This window comes from Sphingomonas echinoides ATCC 14820, from assembly GCF_000241465.1.
Classification (GTDB): Bacteria; Pseudomonadota; Alphaproteobacteria; order Sphingomonadales; family Sphingomonadaceae; genus Sphingomonas; species Sphingomonas echinoides.
On the sequence record NZ_JH584236.1, the window covers coordinates 219,781 to 237,454 of the forward strand.

The following is a 17,674-nucleotide window of genomic DNA, read 5'->3' on the forward strand; positions in this document are numbered from 1 at the left end:
CGGCGACCGTCTCGATTGGGATCGTTTTCGAGAAAGCCCGCGCCGTCCCGCTGGCCGTTCTCAAATGGGAAACCGGGCCACGTCATAATATTGCTGTCGGGAATTTATGCCTGCGCCATGCTTTCGATCTGGCGCAGCAGCCGATGCGGATCGAAGGGCTTGGGCAGGAAGGTCGCCCGGGCAGGCAATTTGTGCTCCGGAATGGGGGCGTTACCGGATACGACGAACAGCACGGTCGGGGGAAAGCGTTCGCGGACATAGTGCGCAAGCTTCACACCATCCATCGATCCCGGCATCTGCACATCAGTCAGAACCACCCGAATCTCCTTGTGCGCGTCGAGGATGGCGATGGCTTCGTCCGCATTTTCCGCGTCGAAAACCGCCAGTCGGCATGGCTAAAGAAGTCGACCAGGTCGAACCTGACCAAAGCTTCGTCCTCAACGATCAGGATCGTCTTGCTGCCGATCGGCGTACTCTGACCCACGCTTAATTCCCGGTCACGATAGCGGCGTCTCCAAGCCGCGCTTCAAGTTCGAACACCAAACCTTCCGGCCGATAGTCGGTTGCAGCCTTGCCGCTGAAATAGCTCCGCAAAGAGCGCTCGATCAGGACCGAGCCGAAGCCCTTGCGCTGAGGCGGCGTGACAGGCGGTCCCCCCTCCTCGCGCCAGCAGATTGCGAATGGCGCGTCGTTGCCGTCTCCGTCAATCGACCAGGCGAGCGTCACATGACCGGTTTCGTTCGATAGAGCGCCATATTTGGCGGCATTGGTCGCCAGCTCATGCAGTGCAAGGGCGAAGGCGACCGTCAGCTCGGGCTTCAACGTCACCGACGGACCGGACAACAGGATGCGCTCGCCGATGCGGCCGTGCGGCGACAAGGCCCGCGTCGCCAACTCGCACAGATCGGCCGAGCGCCACGAACGGCCGGTCAGCACGTCGGTTGCGGCACCCAGCGCGACGAGCCGCGCCGACAGGTTCTGGCTCGCCGCTTCCGCCCCGGGAATGCCGCGCAACGTCTGCGCCGCGACCGACTGGACGACCGCCAGCACATTCTTGAGCCGATGTGCCAATTCGCCATTCATCAGGCGCATATCTTCTTCGGCACGGCGCCGTTCGCGAAAGTCGCGGGTCACGGTGCCGTAGCCGATCAGCGTTCCCGTCGCGTCGGTGACTGGAAATACGGAATAGAGGACCGGGATCAACTCGCCGGTGCGGAAATGCCGAAAATCCAGCTCGCCGACCCAGTGGCCGTCGCGATCCACCGCCGGCAGCACCTCGTGCATGACCGTCTCGACCTGTTCGGGTGGGAAGAAGTCGGCGATGGTCAGTCGCGTGATGTCGCCGCCCTCCAGACCGACGAGGCGTCTCGCCGCATCGTTCACATAGAAAACGCTGCCGTCCGTCCGGGCCATGCCGATGAAGTCGGTGCTGTTTTCCGCCAGTCGGACGAAGCGATCGCGCTCTTCCTCGCTTGCGCGCAGGTTGGTGATGTCACGGGAGACTGACAGGATGCGGTCGGGGCGCCCGTCCGGTCCGGCAATCGGGCTGACCGCGACGTGCCACCATTTCGGCGTGCCGCGATAGGTGTCCGCCTTGCCAATGAAGCTGCGCGCCTCACCCCGCCTGGCTGCCTCGATCGCGGCCTTGGCTTCGGCGTTGCCGGCCTCCTGCCAGAAGTCCGGCCATGGACAGCCGACGACCTCGTTGAAGTCGCTGATCTCCATGACATGCTGTCCGCCTTCGCTCATGAAGGTCAGCTTGCCGTCGAGGTCGAGGACCTTGATGCAATCCGTCGAGCTGGCCAGCACGCCGGACAGGAAGGCCTGCCGCTCGACCGCCTGCCGCTCGCTTTCGATAAGCTCCTCGTTCAGCCGCCGTGCGCGACGCAGGGACTCGCGCAACTCAGCGGTCAGCATGACGATGCCGAGCATGACGACGAGGAACAGGGATGCTGCCACCCATTGCTGCCGCGGAACCCAGGTGGGATGCTCGATAGTGCCGAGGGATGCGATGCCGGTAGCTGTAGGCGCTTGCAATCATAGCGGCGTGTGCTCGCAAACAGCCTGATTTCCTGCTCACGCTTTCTGCCACTGGCGGGGAGCGTCCTGCTCGAATTATCTGCCAGTGTGCTCGCCATCATCCGGCGCTGCTTGCAAACGGGGCGTTGTGCTCACGCTCCGTGCCAATGGGCTCTCCAAACCCGTAGCCGGCAAGCGCTTTTGCGAAGCAGGTTTCCAGAACAGTTCTGACAAGCGGCGGGCCGCAGAAATGCGTTGTCGTCATGGGGCGCCCGCGAGGTCGTCAGAAAGGAAGGTTTTCGCGAACAGGGCCAGCGCATAATAGGCGATGACACCACGCAAGCGGAAAGGGTGCGATGACCAAAACCGAAATGCTGGAGACGATGAAACGCCTCGACGCCCATGCGAATGCCCTGCTGCTGATCGGTGCTTCCGATGTCGATCTGCTCGGCGGCATGTTCGACGTGATGCCGGACTTCAAGGCGCTGCTCGATGCCGGATACGGCGAAGAGATCGAGAGAAACGCCGGTCGCTTCCCCGGCCTGCACCGCTACGCCGTCATGCTCTCAAATATCGCCGAAGGGATCGCGGACGGCTCCATCCGGGTGCCACGCTGACGCCACTCCCGCTGGCAGATAATGTGAGCAGGCGACCATGACTGCGAGCAGCGCCGGATGATGGCGAGCACATTGGCAATTAGCGTGAGCAGACTGCTCCGCCCATTGTCAGATAATCCGAGCAGAAAATCGCTCCGTTTGCGAGCACACGCCGCTACGATTGCAAGCGCCTACATGTATCCATAATCGCTCCCGCGACCGGCACGATGCTGCCGCCAAATCGTTGATGGCCTGACGGAAATTCGAGGGAGAACATCGAATGCGTAGCCTGGTTGCTGTGTTCACGGTCGGGATATTCGCGATCGCGACCCCTGCCGGCGCGCAGGACATGCCCGGCGCAGTCGATCTGGGCGCGCAAGCGCGCACCCAGGTTCAGTCAGCGACTGCTCGTGGCTATGCCGAACGGGGCGGGGCGGCGACCGCGCGAGGTCCGAACGGGGTGCCACTGTCCGCTCGCGCGAAAAGCTATTGCGACAGCTATTCCGCACGGTTGCGCCAGTACGGCGCGAAGGATGGGCGAGTGATGAAGCTGGCAGCGGCCTGCCGGCAGGCAGGCTATCGCTATTGATCTCACCGCGCGATCGGCACCTGATCGATCCGCGTGGTCCAGGACGGGCTCTTGAAAGCACGCTTGGTGTCGTAGCTCTTCTGGCCAAAGCCCTCGGAGGCAAGCCGCATCGTGTTGCGGCCGAACCGCCCGTTGAGCCCGTCGATCGCGGCGAGCAGGGCAGGGGATCGCGGATCGGGCACCGCGAACAGGTCGGCCTGGTGCGCGGTCATCGGCTCCAGCCCCTCGAGCATGACGCCGCACTTGGTGTAGACGCCGCCAGTTTCGTACATGACATCCGCCATGCGGCCCGCCATACCGCCGATCACGCGCGGATCATTGGTCGCCGGCGACAGCCGCGCTATGCGCGAGGCGGACGGCGCGTTGGGCTTGAACCGGCTTCCGTGGGCAAAGGCGATCAGGCGGGTGGCAGCGAGATCCTGCGCGCGGATCTTCTCGGCCGCGCGGACCGCGCGGCGCACCATCGCCTCGCGCAGCGCCGCGACCTCGCGCACCGGCTCACCGAAGCAGCGGGTCACCGCGGTCGCCTTGGACGGGGGCGGCTCCGGCTCGAAATCGGTGCATTCGACGCCGTTCAGCTCGCGCACGAGCCGCTCCAGCACCACCGTCCCCACGTCGCGCGCGACCTCCGGGGGGAGGGCGGCAAGATCGGCCGTCGTCCTGACGCCGAGCGGTCGCAGCCGCTCGGTCATCGCTCGCGCGATGCCCCAGACCTCCTCGACCGGCCATTGCGCGAACAGGCGCCGCCGCAGCTCGATGTCGTGCAGGTCGACCACGCCCTTCCAGACCTTCTCCGACGCCTTAGCGAGGGCGTTGGCAACCTTGCTCAGCGTCCGGGTCGGGCCAAGCCCGATGCGGATCGGCAGGCCCGTCGCACGCTTGACGGCCGCGATCACGCGGTGCGCGGCCGCCACGTCGCCCAGGCCGTTCGGGAGCACCGGCAGGCGAAAGAACGATTCGTCGATCGAGTACACCTCGACCGTGCAACTGTGCTCGGCGAGGACCTGATTGAAGCGACGATTCATGTCGGCATACAATTCGTAGGAACTGCTGCGGTATTGGATGCCATGCTCGCGGACGATATCACGAATCTTGAACATCGGCGCACCCATCTTGATGTGCAGCGCCTTGGCCTCCTCGGAGCGCGCGATGGCGCAGCCGTCCCCGTTACTCAGCACGATGAGCGGTTTATCGCGCAGCGACGGGTCGAATACCCTCTCCGACGAGCAATAGAAGTTGGAGACGTCAGCGATCGCCCACATGGCGGTCAGCCCTGCAGGTTGCGCACGGAGGCGCGGACGACGCCCCACACTTCGACACTCTCATCCGCGATCACCGCGTCGTAGCGCATCCGCGCGTTGCGGGCCTCGAGGACCGGCTTGCCGTCGCGCCAGACCAACTGGCGGATCACGAAGCCCCCGTCGACCACGGCGATGACGATGCGGCCGCTAACCGGCGTGGCGTCGCGATCGACCACCACCACGTCGTCATCATAGATTCCAGCGTCGATCATGGACTGTCCGCTGACCCGGAACACGAAGCTGGCGGCGCGGTCGAGGCGCAGCAGCGCCACGAGATCGATCGCGGTTTCCTCCCAGTCCTGGGCAGGCGAGGGGAAGCCAGCGCCGGCCGCGCTCACCACCCTCAGGCGAAACGCTGGCGGCAGATCGGCGATCGGCATCGGTTGGGACAGGGGAATCACACACGCGGACATGCGCGCATGATATGCTGGATAAGAACATGAAGGGAACGAGATTTTCCTTTTGTTCTCATTTCGCATGACTCATAGAGTCATGGATGCCGATCCGCCCCGAAAACCGCTGGCTGTACCCGATCGACTGGCCGCTGCTGTCGGACCAGATCCGGTTCGTGCGGGCAGGAGGGCGCTGCGAACGCTGCCGGCGACCGCATCTTCGGCACGTCGCGCATCTGGGCGATGGGCGCTGGTGGGATAGCGAAGCGCGATGCTGGCGATCGGGAGAGGGGCGACGGGTGAAGGTCGGCGACCTCTTCGCGCTCGACGTCGTGCGGATCACCTATGTCGTGCTGGCCTGCGCGCATCTGGATCATGATCCTGGCAATAGCGCGCCGCGCAATCTCGCCGCGCTATGCCAGCGATGTCACATGCTCCACGATGCCGAGGAGCATCGCTGGCAACGCTGGTGGAATGCGTTTCGGCTGCGCGCGCTGCAGGATCTTTACGAAGATCCGCGACACGCTCGCGCGCGAGAACGACGGCGCGGCTAACTCGCGACTGACTGGCAAGCCTTAGCTGCGAAAAAGCCACGTCAGTCTCTGCAAGAACGATGCCGGAAATCTGCTAAGCCATTGATTTAACATAAGATATATTATCGAACAAAACAGGTGTAAGTGCCAGATACAAATGACACCATCCTGCTAGATAGAGATGGCACTGCCGGTGCTGTCAGCGGGTCGCTGGTGTCATAGCCTTCCTCGGCAACGAGGACGCGCATGGTATGACGGTGCTGACGATGAGTGCTGCAGAGATTACCCGGTTCGACACGCTGATGCGGCTGGACCGTGGCGAAATCCGGATCCCGGACGCGATGGAGCTGCTGGGCCTCCAGCGGCGGCAAATCTACCGGCTGCTCGATCGCCTTCGACAGGAAGGCGCTGCGGGCCTCGTGTCGCGCAAGCGCGGGCGGCCAAGCAATCGGCGCTACAGCGATGCCTTTCGCGCCAAGGTGGTCGCGCTGGTGCGAGAAAACTATGCCGACTTCGGGCCGACGCTCGCGCGCGAATATCTCGCCGAACGCCACGGCCTCGGCCTGTCGTGCGAGACGCTGCGGCAGATCATGATGGAAGCCGGCCTTTGGAAAGACCGCGCCGCCAGGCGCCCTCGCCCGTACCAACCCCGCTATCGGCGCGAGTGTCGCGGCGAGCTGGTCCAGGTCGACGGCTCGAAGCATTGGTGGTTCGAGGACCGCGGCCCGCAATGCACGCTCCTGGTATTCATCGACGACGCCACGAGCGAACTGATGCACCTCGAGATGGTCGAGAGCGAAAGCACCTTCTCCTACATGCGCGCGACGCGGACGTACCTCGAACGGCACGGTAAGCCGGTCGCCTTCTATACGGACAAGCACAGCGCGTTCCGCAACAACACGGCCTCGGCGAACGGCGACGGCATGACCCATCTTGGACGCGCGCTGGAACGGCTGAATATCGACCTGATCTGCGCGAACTCGCCGCAGGCGAAGGGCCGCGTGGAGCGCGCCAATGCCACGTTGCAGGATCGACTCGTCAAGGCGATGCGGCTTCACCGCATCGACACCATCGACCAAGCCAACGCCTTCCTCCCCTCCTACATGGCGCAGCACAACCAACGGTTCGCCAAGGCGCCCTTCGACCCGCGCGATCTACACCGACCGCTGGCCATCCACGAGAACCTCGAAGCCGAGATGGTCTGGCGCGAGCAGCGCACCGTCACCGGTGCCCTCACCCTCCACTACAATAAGGCGATGTTCATCCTGGAGCCGACCCCGGTCACACAGGGTCTCGCCCGCAAGAAGGTGGATGTGTGCGAGTATCCTGATGGCCGGCTCGAGATCCAGCATGAGCGCGAGGTGCTCCCCTATCGGGTCTTCGACAAGATGCGCCGGGTGAACCAGGCGCCGGTGGTCGACAACAAGCATCTCGACGCTGCCTTGGCGCTCGCCCACGCCATCCAGCAGGTGCAGCCGCACCACGCGAAGCGCAACAACAACGAGCCCGCCCGTACCGCTCAGCCCGGCGGGATGTTCAAGGCCCCCTCGCCCGTCCCCCCTGGGCCAAAGTTGGATCGCCGCAAACTGGGCAATCAGCGCCTGAAGCGAGGCCCTCGCCTTTCCGATGATGAGCTCGTTGCCCGCGGCTTGGGCGAATATGTCCGCCGGCAGACGGGATGACCGGATGGCGTGCCCGCCAGCGTCTCGAAAACGATCGTTGATCGGGAAAAGCAGCCCCACACCCTACCGGCTTGCGGGACCTCTCGCCCTCAGCTCGCACCATGCTATCAGCGTGTGGGGGCGGGCGGGGGCGCTCATGTCCCTATTTGAGCTTTGGACATGCCGAACACCAAGACCTTGCCCTTTGTCGATCGCCTGCTGTCGTGGTCGTTCCGCCATCCGATCTCCACCCCAGCCCGCTACGCCGCCGCGACGGTCCTGATCGTCGTCGTCGGACTATTCCGTGCGCTTGTCATCAGCTCGATCGTCCCCTGGCTGCTGTTCATCCCGGTCGTGCTGGCGATCGGCCTCGTGCTGGGTAGGGGATCGGGGGTCTATGCCGGCGTCCTTGCCGGGGTCGTCGCCGGCCTATCGATCGGGAACGCGCGCGAGCCCCTGTGGCTGACGGACGCCCAATGGATCGGCAGCATCCTGTTCGTGCTGGTAGCGGCCGGGATCGCCGTCTTCGCAGCCGAACTGCGCGCCGCGTTCGCGCGCGCGCGCCGGCTCACCGTGGAGAAGGATGATGCGTTGGCTCGGTTCGCCGAACGCGAAGCCTTCCTCTCGGGCGTGCTTTCCAGCTCCACCGACTGCATCAAGATTCTCGATCTCGATGCCCGTCTCACCTTCATGTCGGAAGGCGGGCAGAAGGTGATGGAGGTGAGCGACTTCAACGCCATCGCCGGGTGCCCCTGGCCCGACTTCTGGCGGGACAAGGGCAATGACGAAGCGCGAGCGGCCATTGCCGCCGCCAAGGCCGGGCAAAGCCGCAGCTTCATCGGTCAAGCCGCGACCATGCGGGGCACGGTCAAATGGTGGCATGTCGCGGTCAGCCCGATCCCCGGCGCGGACGGTCGGCCCGCACGCATCCTGTCCGTCTCGCGCGATATCAGCGACCTTCGCGCCAGCGAGGAGGAGCGCGACCGTTTCGTGCGCTTGGTGGAGAACAGCAACGACTTCGTGGGGATGGTGCGGACGGACGGGACCGTCTTCTACATCAACGACGCCGCCCGGCGGATGGTGGGCCTGGAGGGGGGGGCGGATGCCGGCTCGCTGTCCATCGCGGACTTCCTGATGCCGGAGGAGGCTGCGAAGGTCGCGAACGAGGTGCTGCCGGCCGTCGCGCGCGATGGTCATTGGGCGGGCGAGATCGACTTCCGCCATTTCGGCACGGGCGAGCCGATCCCCGCGCTCTACTCGGTGTTCCCCATCACCGACGCGGACGGCGCGCTGATTGGCTACGGCACGGTGACGCGAGACTTCCGGGAGCGGAAGCGCGTCGAGAACGACATGCAGCTCATGAACGGCGAGCTGGCACATCGCCTCAAGAACGTCCTGGCCGTCATCCAGTCCGTCGCCCAGCAGACGCTCCGCAACGCGCCGGATACCGAGACGGCCAGCCATGACCTGTCCGCCCGCCTCGCGGCGCTCGGCGCGGCAACGGACGTGCTGACGGGCAAGTCATGGCGGTCAGCCGATCTTTGCGAACTGACGAAGCGCGCGCTCGCGCCCCATGGCCTGATCGGCCGGCGCATCCTGATCAACGGACCCTCGGTGACGCTCAAACCGGAGGTGACGATGGCCTTCGCGCTCGCGCTTCACGAACTGGCGACGAACGCGAGCAAATATGGCGCGCTGTCCAACGACAACGGGACGGTCGCGTTGACCTGGACCGTCGAAGGCGATGATGCCGACGCCCGCTTCGCGTTGCGCTGGGAGGAGCGGGGAGGGCCAGAAGTATCGTTACCGAAACGGAAGGGTTTCGGGTCCACCCTCATCGAGCGGTCGCTTCGATCATATTTCCGGGGGCAGGCCGCAACCGACTACCGGCCGGAAGGTTTGGTTTTTCAGTTGGAAGCGCGGCTCGGAGACGCCGCAATCGTGACCGGGAAGTAAGCGTGGGCCAGAGTACGCCGATCGGCACCAAGACGATCCTGATCGTGGAGGACGAAGCCCTGATCCGCTTCGATCTGGTGGACTTCTTCGAGGCCGCCGGGTGGCGGGTGTTCGAGGCCGAGAACGCCGACGACGCGATCCGCATCCTCGACCACCACAAGGAGGTCCGCGCCGTCCTGACCGACGTGCAGATGCCGGGCTCGATGGATGGCGTGAAGCTCGCCCACTACGTCCGCGAGCGGTTTCCGCCGACGGTGTTGTTCGTGGTGTCGGGCAATCTCCATATCCCGGACAGCGAGCTACCGCCTCAGACCACCTTCCTCCCCAAGCCGTTCGATGCTCACCGGCTGCTGCGCCAGTTGGAAGCCGCTCAACCAAGATAGGCCGGTCCCGCGCCTGCTTTGGCGGAGGCTCAGCGGTTCCCACGCATAGAGTGCGAAGCGCGTCGCGCTTCGGTGCTGGCATAGCTGAGGGCTACCACGCCCCCGCTTGGTGGTCATCTCCTTTCCCTCAAACGAACGGCGATCGAGATCCTGGGTCGCAAACCGGCTACGCCTTGCGGGTCCGGGGCTGATTTTCCCGAAATATGTTCCCGATTGCCTTTTCCCGAAATGCGGCGTCGGAGACGGAGTTTCGGGAAAGCTCGAGCGCTCGAAAACTGGCGTGACCGAGCCCGCTGCTGGCGCAGCGGGTCCGGGGGCAGGAGCCGCAAGTTCATCGCATCAGCGGGGGCAGCGCTGCGCTGTTTGGATGGCTCCACGCTGCCCCCGCTGCTACCAGACGGTGTCATGTCTACTTGGCGAAGAACGTGTCTTCTCTAACTGACAGGAACAACAGGAACGTGGCTTGTGCCGGCTTGGCAACAGCGGCTTAACCAGCGGCCGAACTCTTAACTTGGCTCAATAGTCGAGGTTGCGTTTTTCCATCTGTGCGGCCGCGAGGTCCGCGACCGGACCAGCGCCTTCGGCCAGCTCGTAGATCGCTATCACAGCCCTGTCGTCGAGACGCTCGACCATTGCCTGGACCGCTGACCAGTTAGCCACGTCGAGCGCGACCGTCGTGCTTTCGTTACCGGACACGGCGATCGGCCGCATCAGCCATCTTCGACCAGCGATCGGCCGAATGCAGCATACGGTCCCTAGCATGGGGCAGAACGAGCTGCTGGGCCTCGGCAAGGTCGGCCGCTGCCCTCGCGCGGTAGTCGGCTGCGGTATCGGCCATGAAGTCCCCTCAGTTTAGGCCAGCGTTCTAAAACCCTGGCCCGTTTATCACTTGCCGTTCATCCGATCGCGGACCGCCTTCGCCGGCGCGAACGTCAGCTTGCGTGACGCCGCGATCGTGATCGCCTCGCCCGTCGACGGGTTGCGCCCCTGGCGCTCTGGGGTGTCCTTCAGCTTGAACTTGCCGAACCCGTTGAGGCTGACTTCCTCGCCGGTCGCGACAGCCGCGGTGATGTTCGCAAGGATCGCATCGATGACCTTCCTGGCGTCCGCCTTTGCGAGGCCATGGGTATTGGAGAGCTGTTCGGCCAGATCGGATGTCGTCGTCATGAACACGTCCCGGTGGTGAATGATTGGACCGGCCTTAGCCCGGTTCACGTCGCGCCGCCATCGGGAGTTGCCTCCTGCGCGCTCATCTCGCCCTCATAGGGGCGGACGAGCTTCAGGGCGTCTTCATAGCTGCCGTCGAGCCATGCCGTGAAATCGCGAGGGTGAAGGATCGCCGGCATTGCCTTGGGATGCCAGGGATCGACGGTGGCGTTGGGAGAGGTGGTGCAGAAGGCATAGGCATCGCCGCGCTCGGTCGGCCGCCACAGACCGGCGAAGAAGGCGATGGGCTGGTCGGGCAGCGAAAACCACATCTGGCGGGGTTTGCCATCGTCGCCCGTCCCGCCGTCGGGATGCGGCTCGGCGAAGTGCGTGAACGGGACCAGGCAGCGCCGATCGGGATTCGCGATCGACGGCTTCCACATCGACGATGCGAGATTCCGCGCATTGGTGACGAACTTGTCCAGCTTGACCGCCGGGTCGCGCTTGCTCGCTACCTTGGTCGGGAAGCCCCATTCCATCGCGACCGGTTCGAGCGGACGGTTACCCTCCCCTGCCCGCCTGACGACCAGTCCGTAGCGCGCTGTCTTCTTGCCCGTCGGGAAGATCTCGCGCGGCACCGGGTAGGTCTCGTCCTCGGGATAAGGCGGCTCGAATCCGACCGCCCGCATCACCGCGGCCTGTTTGGCGCTCAGGCGATATCGGTTGCAGATCGATCGGCTCCTTCATCGTGCCCAGGTTAGAAGAACTCCCGGCCACCACGATACTCGCGCCAGGCATTATCCCATTTCGTGCCGACGTCGCCACTCACCGGCCGCGCGCCGACGTCGAATCCGGCCATCACGTCGTCGATATGCGGTGCCGGCGCCGGCGTGTTGAACGGCGCGATCCCGCGCGCCTTCAGGTGCCAGACATAGGCGCACTCGTGATCGGTGACCGGCGCGGCCTTCCCCCACGCCACGTCCTGGAACTGGCGCTGCGCCGCGCTCCTCGGCCGGCGCTCGCGCAGACGCAGCGCATCGTAGAACAGCAGATGCTCGCGCAGCAGCGCCTCGTAGCGTTCGATCGTGCGCGGGTTTTCGCCGTCCTGCTCCACCGTGCCCACTCCGTCAGTACGGGTGAAAATCCTCGCCAAACTCAATCCGATATGCTAGGCTTTGCAAGCCTAATTCTGACCAGCACGGTCAGCCACGGATTGAGGAAGGAGCGGCCATGTTGAACCACGAACCTGGCCAGATGGACTGGGATCGGTTCCCAATCGGTGGCTCGTCTTCAAACGGATATATCAATCCTAGCAACATGTACGATCAAATGACGCATGTAGGCCGGGAGGCATTGGCTGAAGCCACTAGACACGATGAATTTGAGCCACCCGAAGTGAGCGACAACTCACATGCAAAGCTTTTCTTTGTGTTTATTGCAATAGTAATGGCTTTCGCCTTCATCTTCACTCCCGGCCATTCCTAAGCTGGAACCGCCTCGGATCGACCGGAGCGCCATCCTTCCATAATTCATAATGAAGGTGCGAACCGGTCGATTTCCCGGTGCTGCCAACACGCCCGATCACCGCCCCAGCTTCGACCGTGCTGCCGACCTGGAAGCCAGACCGATCCTGCATGTGGAAGTATTTGCTCTGCGACCCGTCGCCGTGCTGCAGGACCACATAATTGCCGGCCCCGTTGGCCTGGAAGTCGTTTCGGATGACCTGGCCCGATGCAGGTGCGCGGATCTCCGTCCCTGCTGGCGCGGCAATATCCACCCCTCGGTGATGCCGTCCGGGCTCGCCAGTGACCGGGTCGATCCGACCACCCATTCCCGAACTCAGCCGCCCCGAAATCGGCAGCATCGCACGTTCACCGCGCGGGACTTCGTAAACATGGCTGGTGCCAGCTCCGATCCCGAGATTGTCACGGACCCAGTTGCGCGCGCCCTCAACACCGGGAAGTGTCGTCGTGATCCACGCATCATTGCGCTCTTGGACATGGTCACCTAGCTGACCCGCCGTCCCTCTCGCCTCGTCGACACCGTTGCCGACCTCGAATGCACCACGGGTGATGCGCGCTGACGCATTCGGGATCGCGTCTGCGACATTGCCGGCCAAGTCGAGATCGCGCGAACTTTCGCGGATCGACACGTCCGGTCCTTGTGCCCTGACACCGGCTGCGCGCTGGTTGCCCCATTGGTTTACCGCACCCGGGGTCGCCGATGCGGGGCCATGCAACTGCCCCGACAGACGCTCAGGCACGCTTACACCCAGTTCGTCGCGGACCGATGCGACGCGGCGCTCCATGAATTCGCCAAGCAGGATATCGCGCACCTGTTCCTGTTGCGGCGTGCGCGGCATGACCATGCCTGGCGTCCACCCGAACTGCGACAGCGTGTCGTCGCCGAGAAGCCGCTCCTGGGCATACACGACAAACTCCTGGCTCTCGTTCCGATTGAGCGACCAGCCCCGCGCCGAGGCCTCCCTGACATCGTTGCTGACCCGCTGGAACGTCTCTTCGGCTCGAGTTGCTTCCAACGACGCCGACCGCGATTCCCCGACGCTGACGCCCAGCTTCTGCGACAGCGACCGAACCTCGCTATCTCCGCTCGTGCTAGATTCACGCATGAATTCGTCGCGTGCTGCCCGGGCCTGCGTCGAGTTAGTTTCCTTTGTAATGTAGTCTTGTAATTCCCCGTAGGCGTTATCGGCCGACAGCGTCCTGTTCGTATTTTCGGTCGCGATCGATGCGATTTTACCGCTGAGGCCAGCCCTTCCGGTGACGCCCCACAACTTCTTAAGAACTTCTATGCCGGCGTTCGCGTCGCCTGTGGTCTGCGAAGCACGGGCGACTTGCTGTGCATCGGACTCACTAAGACCAAAGCGATTGCTCAGTCCGGTGGAAAGGCTCCGAGATGCCTCCGTCATTCTGGTGATGCTGTTATTGAACCCCGACCCCGTCTCGGTCGAACTACCACGCCGATGCTCAGCGGCCGTCAACAGATCCGTCGCCGTCGTCGCCGTAGCGTTCCAGGATTGCGATGCCGCGCTGCGGAGCGACTGGGTGTGCGTCTGCCCGTCCGAGAGCGCCCGGCTCATGCTGCTGTCGAACCCGGCGGTCCGCGTCGGCGTGAATGCGAGGTTCGAGATGCCCTGGCGGGTATCGAACGCGTTGGTCCCGTCCGCGAAGCCGTACGTCACGCCACCGTCGGCGTTGGTGAACGTGCCGACCGAATAGCCCGAATTGAACTTGGGCTGATCGTCGAACTTGTTAGCCTGGGTCATGCCCGACGTGAGGTTCTGGAACGAGGTGTTGCCATACGAATAGTTGCCGGTGGTGCGCTCGGTCGCCGCCTGCTCGGCCGCGCTGTGCGCCGGCTGCAGCATCGAGGTCGCATGCCCCGCGATCGCCATCGCGCCGCGCGCCATTCCGCCCGCGATGAACGGCACGCTCATCATCAGGAAGCCGGCGAGAGTCGAGATCGATTCATTGACGCTCGCCATGCCGTCCGAGACCAGCAGCGTCGGCCCGATCGGCGCCGCCGCGTGATAAAGGCTCGCCGCCCTGCTCATCACGAACATGTGCAGGATGACGTAGAGCGGCCCCCAGGAGGCGAGATAGAAGAACCCGGTCGCATATCCCTTGAGCGTCTGCAGGCCGGTCCTGGGAAACAGGAACAGCGGGAAGAGCACCGGGAACATTGCGTAGAACACGACCGTCAGGACGATGCCGAGGAGCGGCACCCAGGTCATCGCCTGCGTCGCGATCGAGGTGTAGGTGTTCTTGGCCTGAGCGTCCGCGCGCTGCGACGCATAGGCGTCCCACCCGGCGTCGGAGAAGCTCTCGCGCGCGGCCAGGAACGCGTCGATCATCGAAATCTGCTTGAGGTACGAATAGGCATCGGTCGAGGTGCCGTGCATCTGGGCGGCGACCACCGGCAGGTCATCGCGGATGCGCTGGGCCGCGATCGTGTCGGCGATGCCGGGATAGGCGTTCCTGGCGAACGGGATCAGATCCTTGTCGTACGCCGTCTGCCACTGACCATCCATCCGCGAATAGGCTTCGTTGCACGGGATGATCGAATTTTCGGTGGTGCCGGGGCCTGTCGAGGTGATCCACCGCTGGCTGCGCGCCGGCGACCCCGGCCCGATCGATTCCCACAGATTGCCGGTCTTGGTGAGATCGTCCATCGCCTTGAAGCCGAGCAGCACGTCATAGAAGGTGCATTGCTTGAGATGCTCGTCGAGGTTCGCGCGGAAGACGCTGTCGGTGATCTGGAACGTGCGCGCCTTGTCCATCAGCCGCGCACCGTAGATCATGCCGTTGTTGGTCAGCGCGAGCGCGTTGGGCATGACGAACACGGTCTCGGCCGAGCGCGTCATCCAGTCGCCGACCTGGCTGGTGAAGGAGGCCATCACTCCCAGACCCAGCGGCACATTGTCCACCACCGCCGGCGCGAGCGCGGGGTTGATCCGGTCGGTCACCTTCACCGTGACGGTCGGGACCATCAGCATCATGTAGATGAGCGTCGACTGCAGGAACCAGTTGAACCACGCCCGCCAGTCGAGCGAGAAGGCGACGACGAACAGCGAGTAGATGAAGCCCATCACCATCACAACCTGGAGCATCGAGCGATAGCCCCCGCCCCCGGTCCATGCCGCGACCGCGTTGAAGACGTTGACGATATATTCGCCCCCGCCGATCGTGAAGACTTCGAGCATCGCCGTCGCTCCCTTGCCGCCGCGTTACCGCAAGCCCTGAGCGCTGAGCCCGCGTCCGAACCGGAGCGATGCCGACAGCTGCGGGCTCATCGTGTTCTTGAGGGTGGATTCCATGAACTGGGTGTATTGGATCACCCGGTAGGTATTGGAGATCTGCCCGGCCATCTTCTCGCTGCGCCGCGACAGCTCGGTCTTCACGCTGTCGACCTGGGCGCGCCACGCCTTGAATTCGTCGGTCGAGACGAACTTCGCGCCCGCCTGCGCCTGCGAGATCGTGTCCAGCATCCGGTCGAGCATCGACATCAGCATGTCGATCGCGACCATCTCGGCGAGCGTCGCGCGATCGCCGCCCGACAGGCCCATGTGCGCCGCCTCGTTGACGACAAGGATCTTGTAGAGCGGGATCGAGGTCATTCCGAGCAGGGCGATCTCATCGCCCGACAGCGCGGCATTTGACCGGATCTTGCCCGACATGCTGTCCATCGCCTTGAGGACGCGCGTACGCAGCGCCTCGTTGGTCGAGATGCTCAGCTTGGTAGGCGTGGGCTTCAGACACCCCTTGTCGTCAGTGGTGTCGCACTGCCACACGTCAGTCGGCGCCGAGGCGGTGCCGTCGAGCAGCGCCTGATAGGTGTCCCAGCTGGCCGGCGCGATGAACTGGAACGCGCCCATGCTGTCCTTGGCCTTGGTCGCATCGTAGATGATCGTACCGACCATCGTCATGAGGAACTCGGCATATTCGCGGGACGGCTTGGTCGCGCTCTTGGCGTTCAGCGCATACCAGGTGTAGTTCTTCGACTGGACCAGCTCGGCATCGTCACCGGCCTTGGCGATCGTCGACTCCCGCTCGCCCTTGTTGGTGCAGCCGTGACGCGCCGCGGCCGCGTCGGAGAAGAAGCCCTTCGCCCCGCCGACCTGCTGACAGATCGTCGAGGACGCCCCGTCCATCGCCGGCCACAGCGAGCCGATCGCCTGCTGCGCCGCCTCGCAAGAGGACATGTTGAACGCGTTCAGCTGCTGCACGCGCTGGCTCATGTCCTTCATCACCCCGCCGATCTGCGCGGAGATGCTGTCGATCGCGAGCTGGAACGCGAAGCCGATCGCGTTGTTGGCGGTCGCCTTCAGCATCGCCACGATCTCATCGGCGTTGATGAACGAGAACGACCCCGCGAACAGGTCGATGCCGCCACAGCCGCCACGCGCGCTGGGAAGCGCGACGCTGACCGGGTTGATCGACTTCTGCGGAAAGCGGCTCCACAGCGAACCACCCGAATAATAGCCCGCCGACTGACCCTGGAAAGCGGTCGGGCCGGTCACGTTCGCGGCCGCGCCCGACTTGTTGAAATAGCTGTTCATCTCGCCCTGGACGTCGGCCATCGCCGGCGTAGCGACGAGACCTCCAATCGCGAGGATCATGCTGGCCTGCGCGAGAACCGCGGCGCAGAAGCGGACGATCGAGCGGACCATCAGAAGTCACTCCCGGGCTTGACGCTGGTCAGTGTGAAGATGCGGTTCATCACTTCGTCGGCCGCCATCACGCCGTAGCCGATCGGCATGGGCTGCTTGGTGACAGTGTCGAACAGCACAAGCGCGGGCACCTGCTGGCCGCGCATGCCCATCGCCTTGTACTGGCCGGTGTCGACCGTATAGTTCGGGAAGGCGCGGGTCGGCCCGCCATCGAGCGAGATTGCCATGACGGTCAGGCCGAAGCGATCCGACACACTGCGCATGATCGGCCCGAAGGTTTCGCACGCAGCACAGGCCGACGAGTAGAAATAGAACACGCCGTACCGCTTCGAGATCTGCGACAGCACGCGCTCTCGATCCGCATTACGGCTATCGAGCCAGGTCCGCTTGCCCAGCTGGTTGACCGGGCGCTGGAGCGTGTAGTCGAGGTCCGGGTTCTGCCAGATCGTACGCTGCCACATGTCCGCGAAAGAGGAGGCACGATCAAGCTGCTCGCGCTGGAAAGCGATATAATGGCTGATGTTCTCGGGCGTCGGCTCGAGGATCGCCCGCGCCTTCAGTTCCTCCAGCTGCTTCGAGATCGCCGCAAGCTGCTCGGCCGAGGACCGCGCGGGCTGCGCCGATCGCTGCTCGGCGGGCTTGGCCTTCGGCTTGTCGCAATAGAACCAGGTGCCGAGCCGCCGCTCGCGGCAGTAGAAGTCGTCCCCGGTCTGCGCCGCGACGCGGTCGGCCGATCCCAGATCGTCCGCGCTGCCATAGCTGTCCTGACCGCCATCGCGGCCGTCGTCACCGGCATCGCGGGTGGAGGACACCGAATCCGGCAGCGGCGTCAGGTCCTGCGCCGTCGCCGGCGTCAGCACGGGCGACGCGACCGAGAGGATGAGAGCGAGGGTCAGGGCCTTGCGCAT

18 protein-coding genes are annotated in these 17,674 nt (G+C 64.3%); 8 read left to right on the forward strand and 10 right to left on the reverse strand.

Features of this window, described 5'->3' with window-relative positions; genetic code table 11:
* A partial coding sequence (locus ON00_RS21435) for a hypothetical protein (RefSeq protein ID WP_425358376.1) occupies nucleotides 1–479 on the forward strand: 479 nt, incomplete at its 5' end.
* 7 nt (nucleotides 480–486) lie between these two features.
* Here the strand turns inward: ON00_RS21435 and ON00_RS20005 are convergent.
* The gene (locus tag ON00_RS20005; protein WP_010409217.1) at nucleotides 487–1,932 is read right to left on the reverse strand and encodes a sensor histidine kinase; all 1,446 of its coding nucleotides are present in this window, start codon (nucleotides 1,930–1,932) and stop codon (nucleotides 487–489) included.
* Between the two features lie 443 nt (nucleotides 1,933–2,375).
* On the opposite strand from ON00_RS20005, the gene ON00_RS19475 reads away from it, so the two are divergent.
* Nucleotides 2,376–2,636, forward strand: a complete 261-nt coding sequence (locus ON00_RS19475) for a hypothetical protein (RefSeq protein WP_010409219.1) — start codon at nucleotides 2,376–2,378, stop codon at nucleotides 2,634–2,636.
* Nucleotides 2,637–2,895: 259 nt separating this feature from the next.
* The gene (locus ON00_RS19480; protein ID WP_010409222.1) at nucleotides 2,896–3,204 is read left to right on the forward strand and encodes a hypothetical protein; all 309 of its coding nucleotides are present in this window, start codon (nucleotides 2,896–2,898) and stop codon (nucleotides 3,202–3,204) included.
* A gap of 2 nt (nucleotides 3,205–3,206) precedes the next feature.
* Here the strand turns inward: ON00_RS19480 and ON00_RS19485 are convergent, their stop codons facing one another.
* Together ON00_RS19485 and ON00_RS19490 are read right to left on the reverse strand one after the other, a co-directional pair.
* Nucleotides 3,207–4,466, reverse strand: coding sequence for a Y-family DNA polymerase (locus ON00_RS19485; RefSeq protein ID WP_007406368.1), 1,260 nt, complete (start codon nucleotides 4,464–4,466; stop codon nucleotides 3,207–3,209).
* 5 nt (nucleotides 4,467–4,471) lie between these two features.
* Entirely contained in the window at nucleotides 4,472–4,885 is a 414-nt protein-coding gene (locus tag ON00_RS19490) for a LexA family protein (RefSeq protein ID WP_007406310.1), read from the reverse strand.
* 116 nt (nucleotides 4,886–5,001) lie between these two features.
* Here ON00_RS19490 and ON00_RS19495 point away from each other — a divergent pair, with 116 nt between their 5' ends.
* The 4 genes from ON00_RS19495 to ON00_RS19510 all read left to right on the forward strand — a co-directional run bounded on the left by ON00_RS19495 (nucleotide 5,002) and on the right by ON00_RS19510 (nucleotide 9,430).
* Complete coding sequence (locus tag ON00_RS19495; protein ID WP_007406364.1) at nucleotides 5,002–5,451, forward strand: hypothetical protein; 450 nt, start codon at nucleotides 5,002–5,004, stop codon at nucleotides 5,449–5,451.
* 230 nt (nucleotides 5,452–5,681) lie between these two features.
* Complete coding sequence (locus ON00_RS19500) at nucleotides 5,682–7,112, forward strand: ISNCY family transposase (protein WP_010409227.1); 1,431 nt, start codon at nucleotides 5,682–5,684, stop codon at nucleotides 7,110–7,112.
* 159 nt (nucleotides 7,113–7,271) lie between these two features.
* Nucleotides 7,272–9,047: a sensor histidine kinase gene (locus tag ON00_RS20010; protein ID WP_010409230.1), complete on the forward strand. Its 1,776-nt coding sequence runs from the start codon at nucleotides 7,272–7,274 to the stop codon at nucleotides 9,045–9,047.
* A gap of 2 nt (nucleotides 9,048–9,049) precedes the next feature.
* Complete coding sequence (locus ON00_RS19510) at nucleotides 9,050–9,430, forward strand: response regulator (protein WP_010409231.1); 381 nt, start codon at nucleotides 9,050–9,052, stop codon at nucleotides 9,428–9,430.
* A 516-nt stretch (nucleotides 9,431–9,946) separates the two neighbouring features.
* On the opposite strand, the gene ON00_RS19515 is transcribed toward ON00_RS19510, so the two are convergent.
* The 4 genes from ON00_RS19515 to ON00_RS19530 all read right to left on the reverse strand — a co-directional run bounded on the left by ON00_RS19515 (nucleotide 9,947) and on the right by ON00_RS19530 (nucleotide 11,690).
* Nucleotides 9,947–10,141: a hypothetical protein gene (locus tag ON00_RS19515; RefSeq protein WP_010409232.1), complete on the reverse strand. Its 195-nt coding sequence runs from the start codon at nucleotides 10,139–10,141 to the stop codon at nucleotides 9,947–9,949.
* Nucleotides 10,142–10,315: 174 nt separating this feature from the next.
* A complete protein-coding gene (locus tag ON00_RS19520; RefSeq protein WP_010409234.1) occupies nucleotides 10,316–10,597 on the reverse strand; it encodes an HU family DNA-binding protein in 282 nt (93 codons plus the stop codon).
* Between the two features lie 44 nt (nucleotides 10,598–10,641).
* Entirely contained in the window at nucleotides 10,642–11,307 is a 666-nt protein-coding gene (locus tag ON00_RS19525; RefSeq protein ID WP_269747821.1) for an SOS response-associated peptidase, read from the reverse strand.
* Between the two features lie 26 nt (nucleotides 11,308–11,333).
* Nucleotides 11,334–11,690, reverse strand: a complete 357-nt coding sequence (locus ON00_RS19530) for a hypothetical protein (protein WP_010409236.1) — start codon at nucleotides 11,688–11,690, stop codon at nucleotides 11,334–11,336.
* Between the two features lie 116 nt (nucleotides 11,691–11,806).
* Between ON00_RS19530 and ON00_RS19535 the strand changes: the two genes are divergently transcribed.
* Nucleotides 11,807–12,061, forward strand: a complete 255-nt coding sequence (locus ON00_RS19535) for a hypothetical protein (protein WP_029623254.1) — start codon at nucleotides 11,807–11,809, stop codon at nucleotides 12,059–12,061.
* Here the strand turns inward: ON00_RS19535 and ON00_RS19540 are convergent.
* From ON00_RS19540 to traF, 3 genes are read right to left on the reverse strand one after another with little or no spacing between them, the layout of a single operon-like run.
* Nucleotides 12,042–15,299, reverse strand: a complete 3,258-nt coding sequence (locus ON00_RS19540) for a conjugal transfer protein TraG N-terminal domain-containing protein (protein WP_010409239.1) — start codon at nucleotides 15,297–15,299, stop codon at nucleotides 12,042–12,044. The genes ON00_RS19535 and ON00_RS19540 overlap by 20 nt on opposite strands.
* A gap of 24 nt (nucleotides 15,300–15,323) precedes the next feature.
* A complete protein-coding gene (locus ON00_RS19545) occupies nucleotides 15,324–16,766 on the reverse strand; it encodes a conjugal transfer protein TraH (protein ID WP_007406347.1) in 1,443 nt (480 codons plus the stop codon).
* A complete protein-coding gene (gene traF, locus ON00_RS19550) occupies nucleotides 16,766–17,674 on the reverse strand; it encodes a conjugal transfer protein TraF (RefSeq protein ID WP_010409241.1) in 909 nt (302 codons plus the stop codon). Before traF ends, ON00_RS19545 begins: the two co-directional genes overlap by 1 nt.

Coding starts and splice junctions, on each gene's coding strand:
- ON00_RS19495 (WP_007406364.1), top strand. CDS start 5,002: ATGCCGATCCGCCCCGAAAACCGCTGGCTGTACCCGATCGACTGGCCG.
- ON00_RS19480 (WP_010409222.1), top strand. CDS start 2,896: ATGCGTAGCCTGGTTGCTGTGTTCACGGTCGGGATATTCGCGATCGCG.
- ON00_RS20005 (WP_010409217.1), bottom strand. CDS start 1,932: ATGCTCGGCATCGTCATGCTGACCGCTGAGTTGCGCGAGTCCCTGCGT.
- ON00_RS20010 (WP_010409230.1), top strand. CDS start 7,272: ATGCCGAACACCAAGACCTTGCCCTTTGTCGATCGCCTGCTGTCGTGG.
- ON00_RS19485 (WP_007406368.1), bottom strand. CDS start 4,466: ATGTGGGCGATCGCTGACGTCTCCAACTTCTATTGCTCGTCGGAGAGG.
- ON00_RS19520 (WP_010409234.1), bottom strand. CDS start 10,597: ATGACGACGACATCCGATCTGGCCGAACAGCTCTCCAATACCCATGGC.
- ON00_RS19500 (WP_010409227.1), top strand. CDS start 5,682: ATGACGGTGCTGACGATGAGTGCTGCAGAGATTACCCGGTTCGACACG.
- ON00_RS19535 (WP_029623254.1), top strand. CDS start 11,807: ATGTTGAACCACGAACCTGGCCAGATGGACTGGGATCGGTTCCCAATC.
- ON00_RS19490 (WP_007406310.1), bottom strand. CDS start 4,885: ATGCCGATCGCCGATCTGCCGCCAGCGTTTCGCCTGAGGGTGGTGAGC.
- ON00_RS19515 (WP_010409232.1), bottom strand. CDS start 10,141: ATGCGGCCGATCGCCGTGTCCGGTAACGAAAGCACGACGGTCGCGCTC.
- traF (WP_010409241.1), bottom strand. CDS start 17,674: ATGCGCAAGGCCCTGACCCTCGCTCTCATCCTCTCGGTCGCGTCGCCC.
- ON00_RS19545 (WP_007406347.1), bottom strand. CDS start 16,766: ATGGTCCGCTCGATCGTCCGCTTCTGCGCCGCGGTTCTCGCGCAGGCC.
- ON00_RS19540 (WP_010409239.1), bottom strand. CDS start 15,299: ATGCTCGAAGTCTTCACGATCGGCGGGGGCGAATATATCGTCAACGTC.
- ON00_RS19475 (WP_010409219.1), top strand. CDS start 2,376: ATGACCAAAACCGAAATGCTGGAGACGATGAAACGCCTCGACGCCCAT.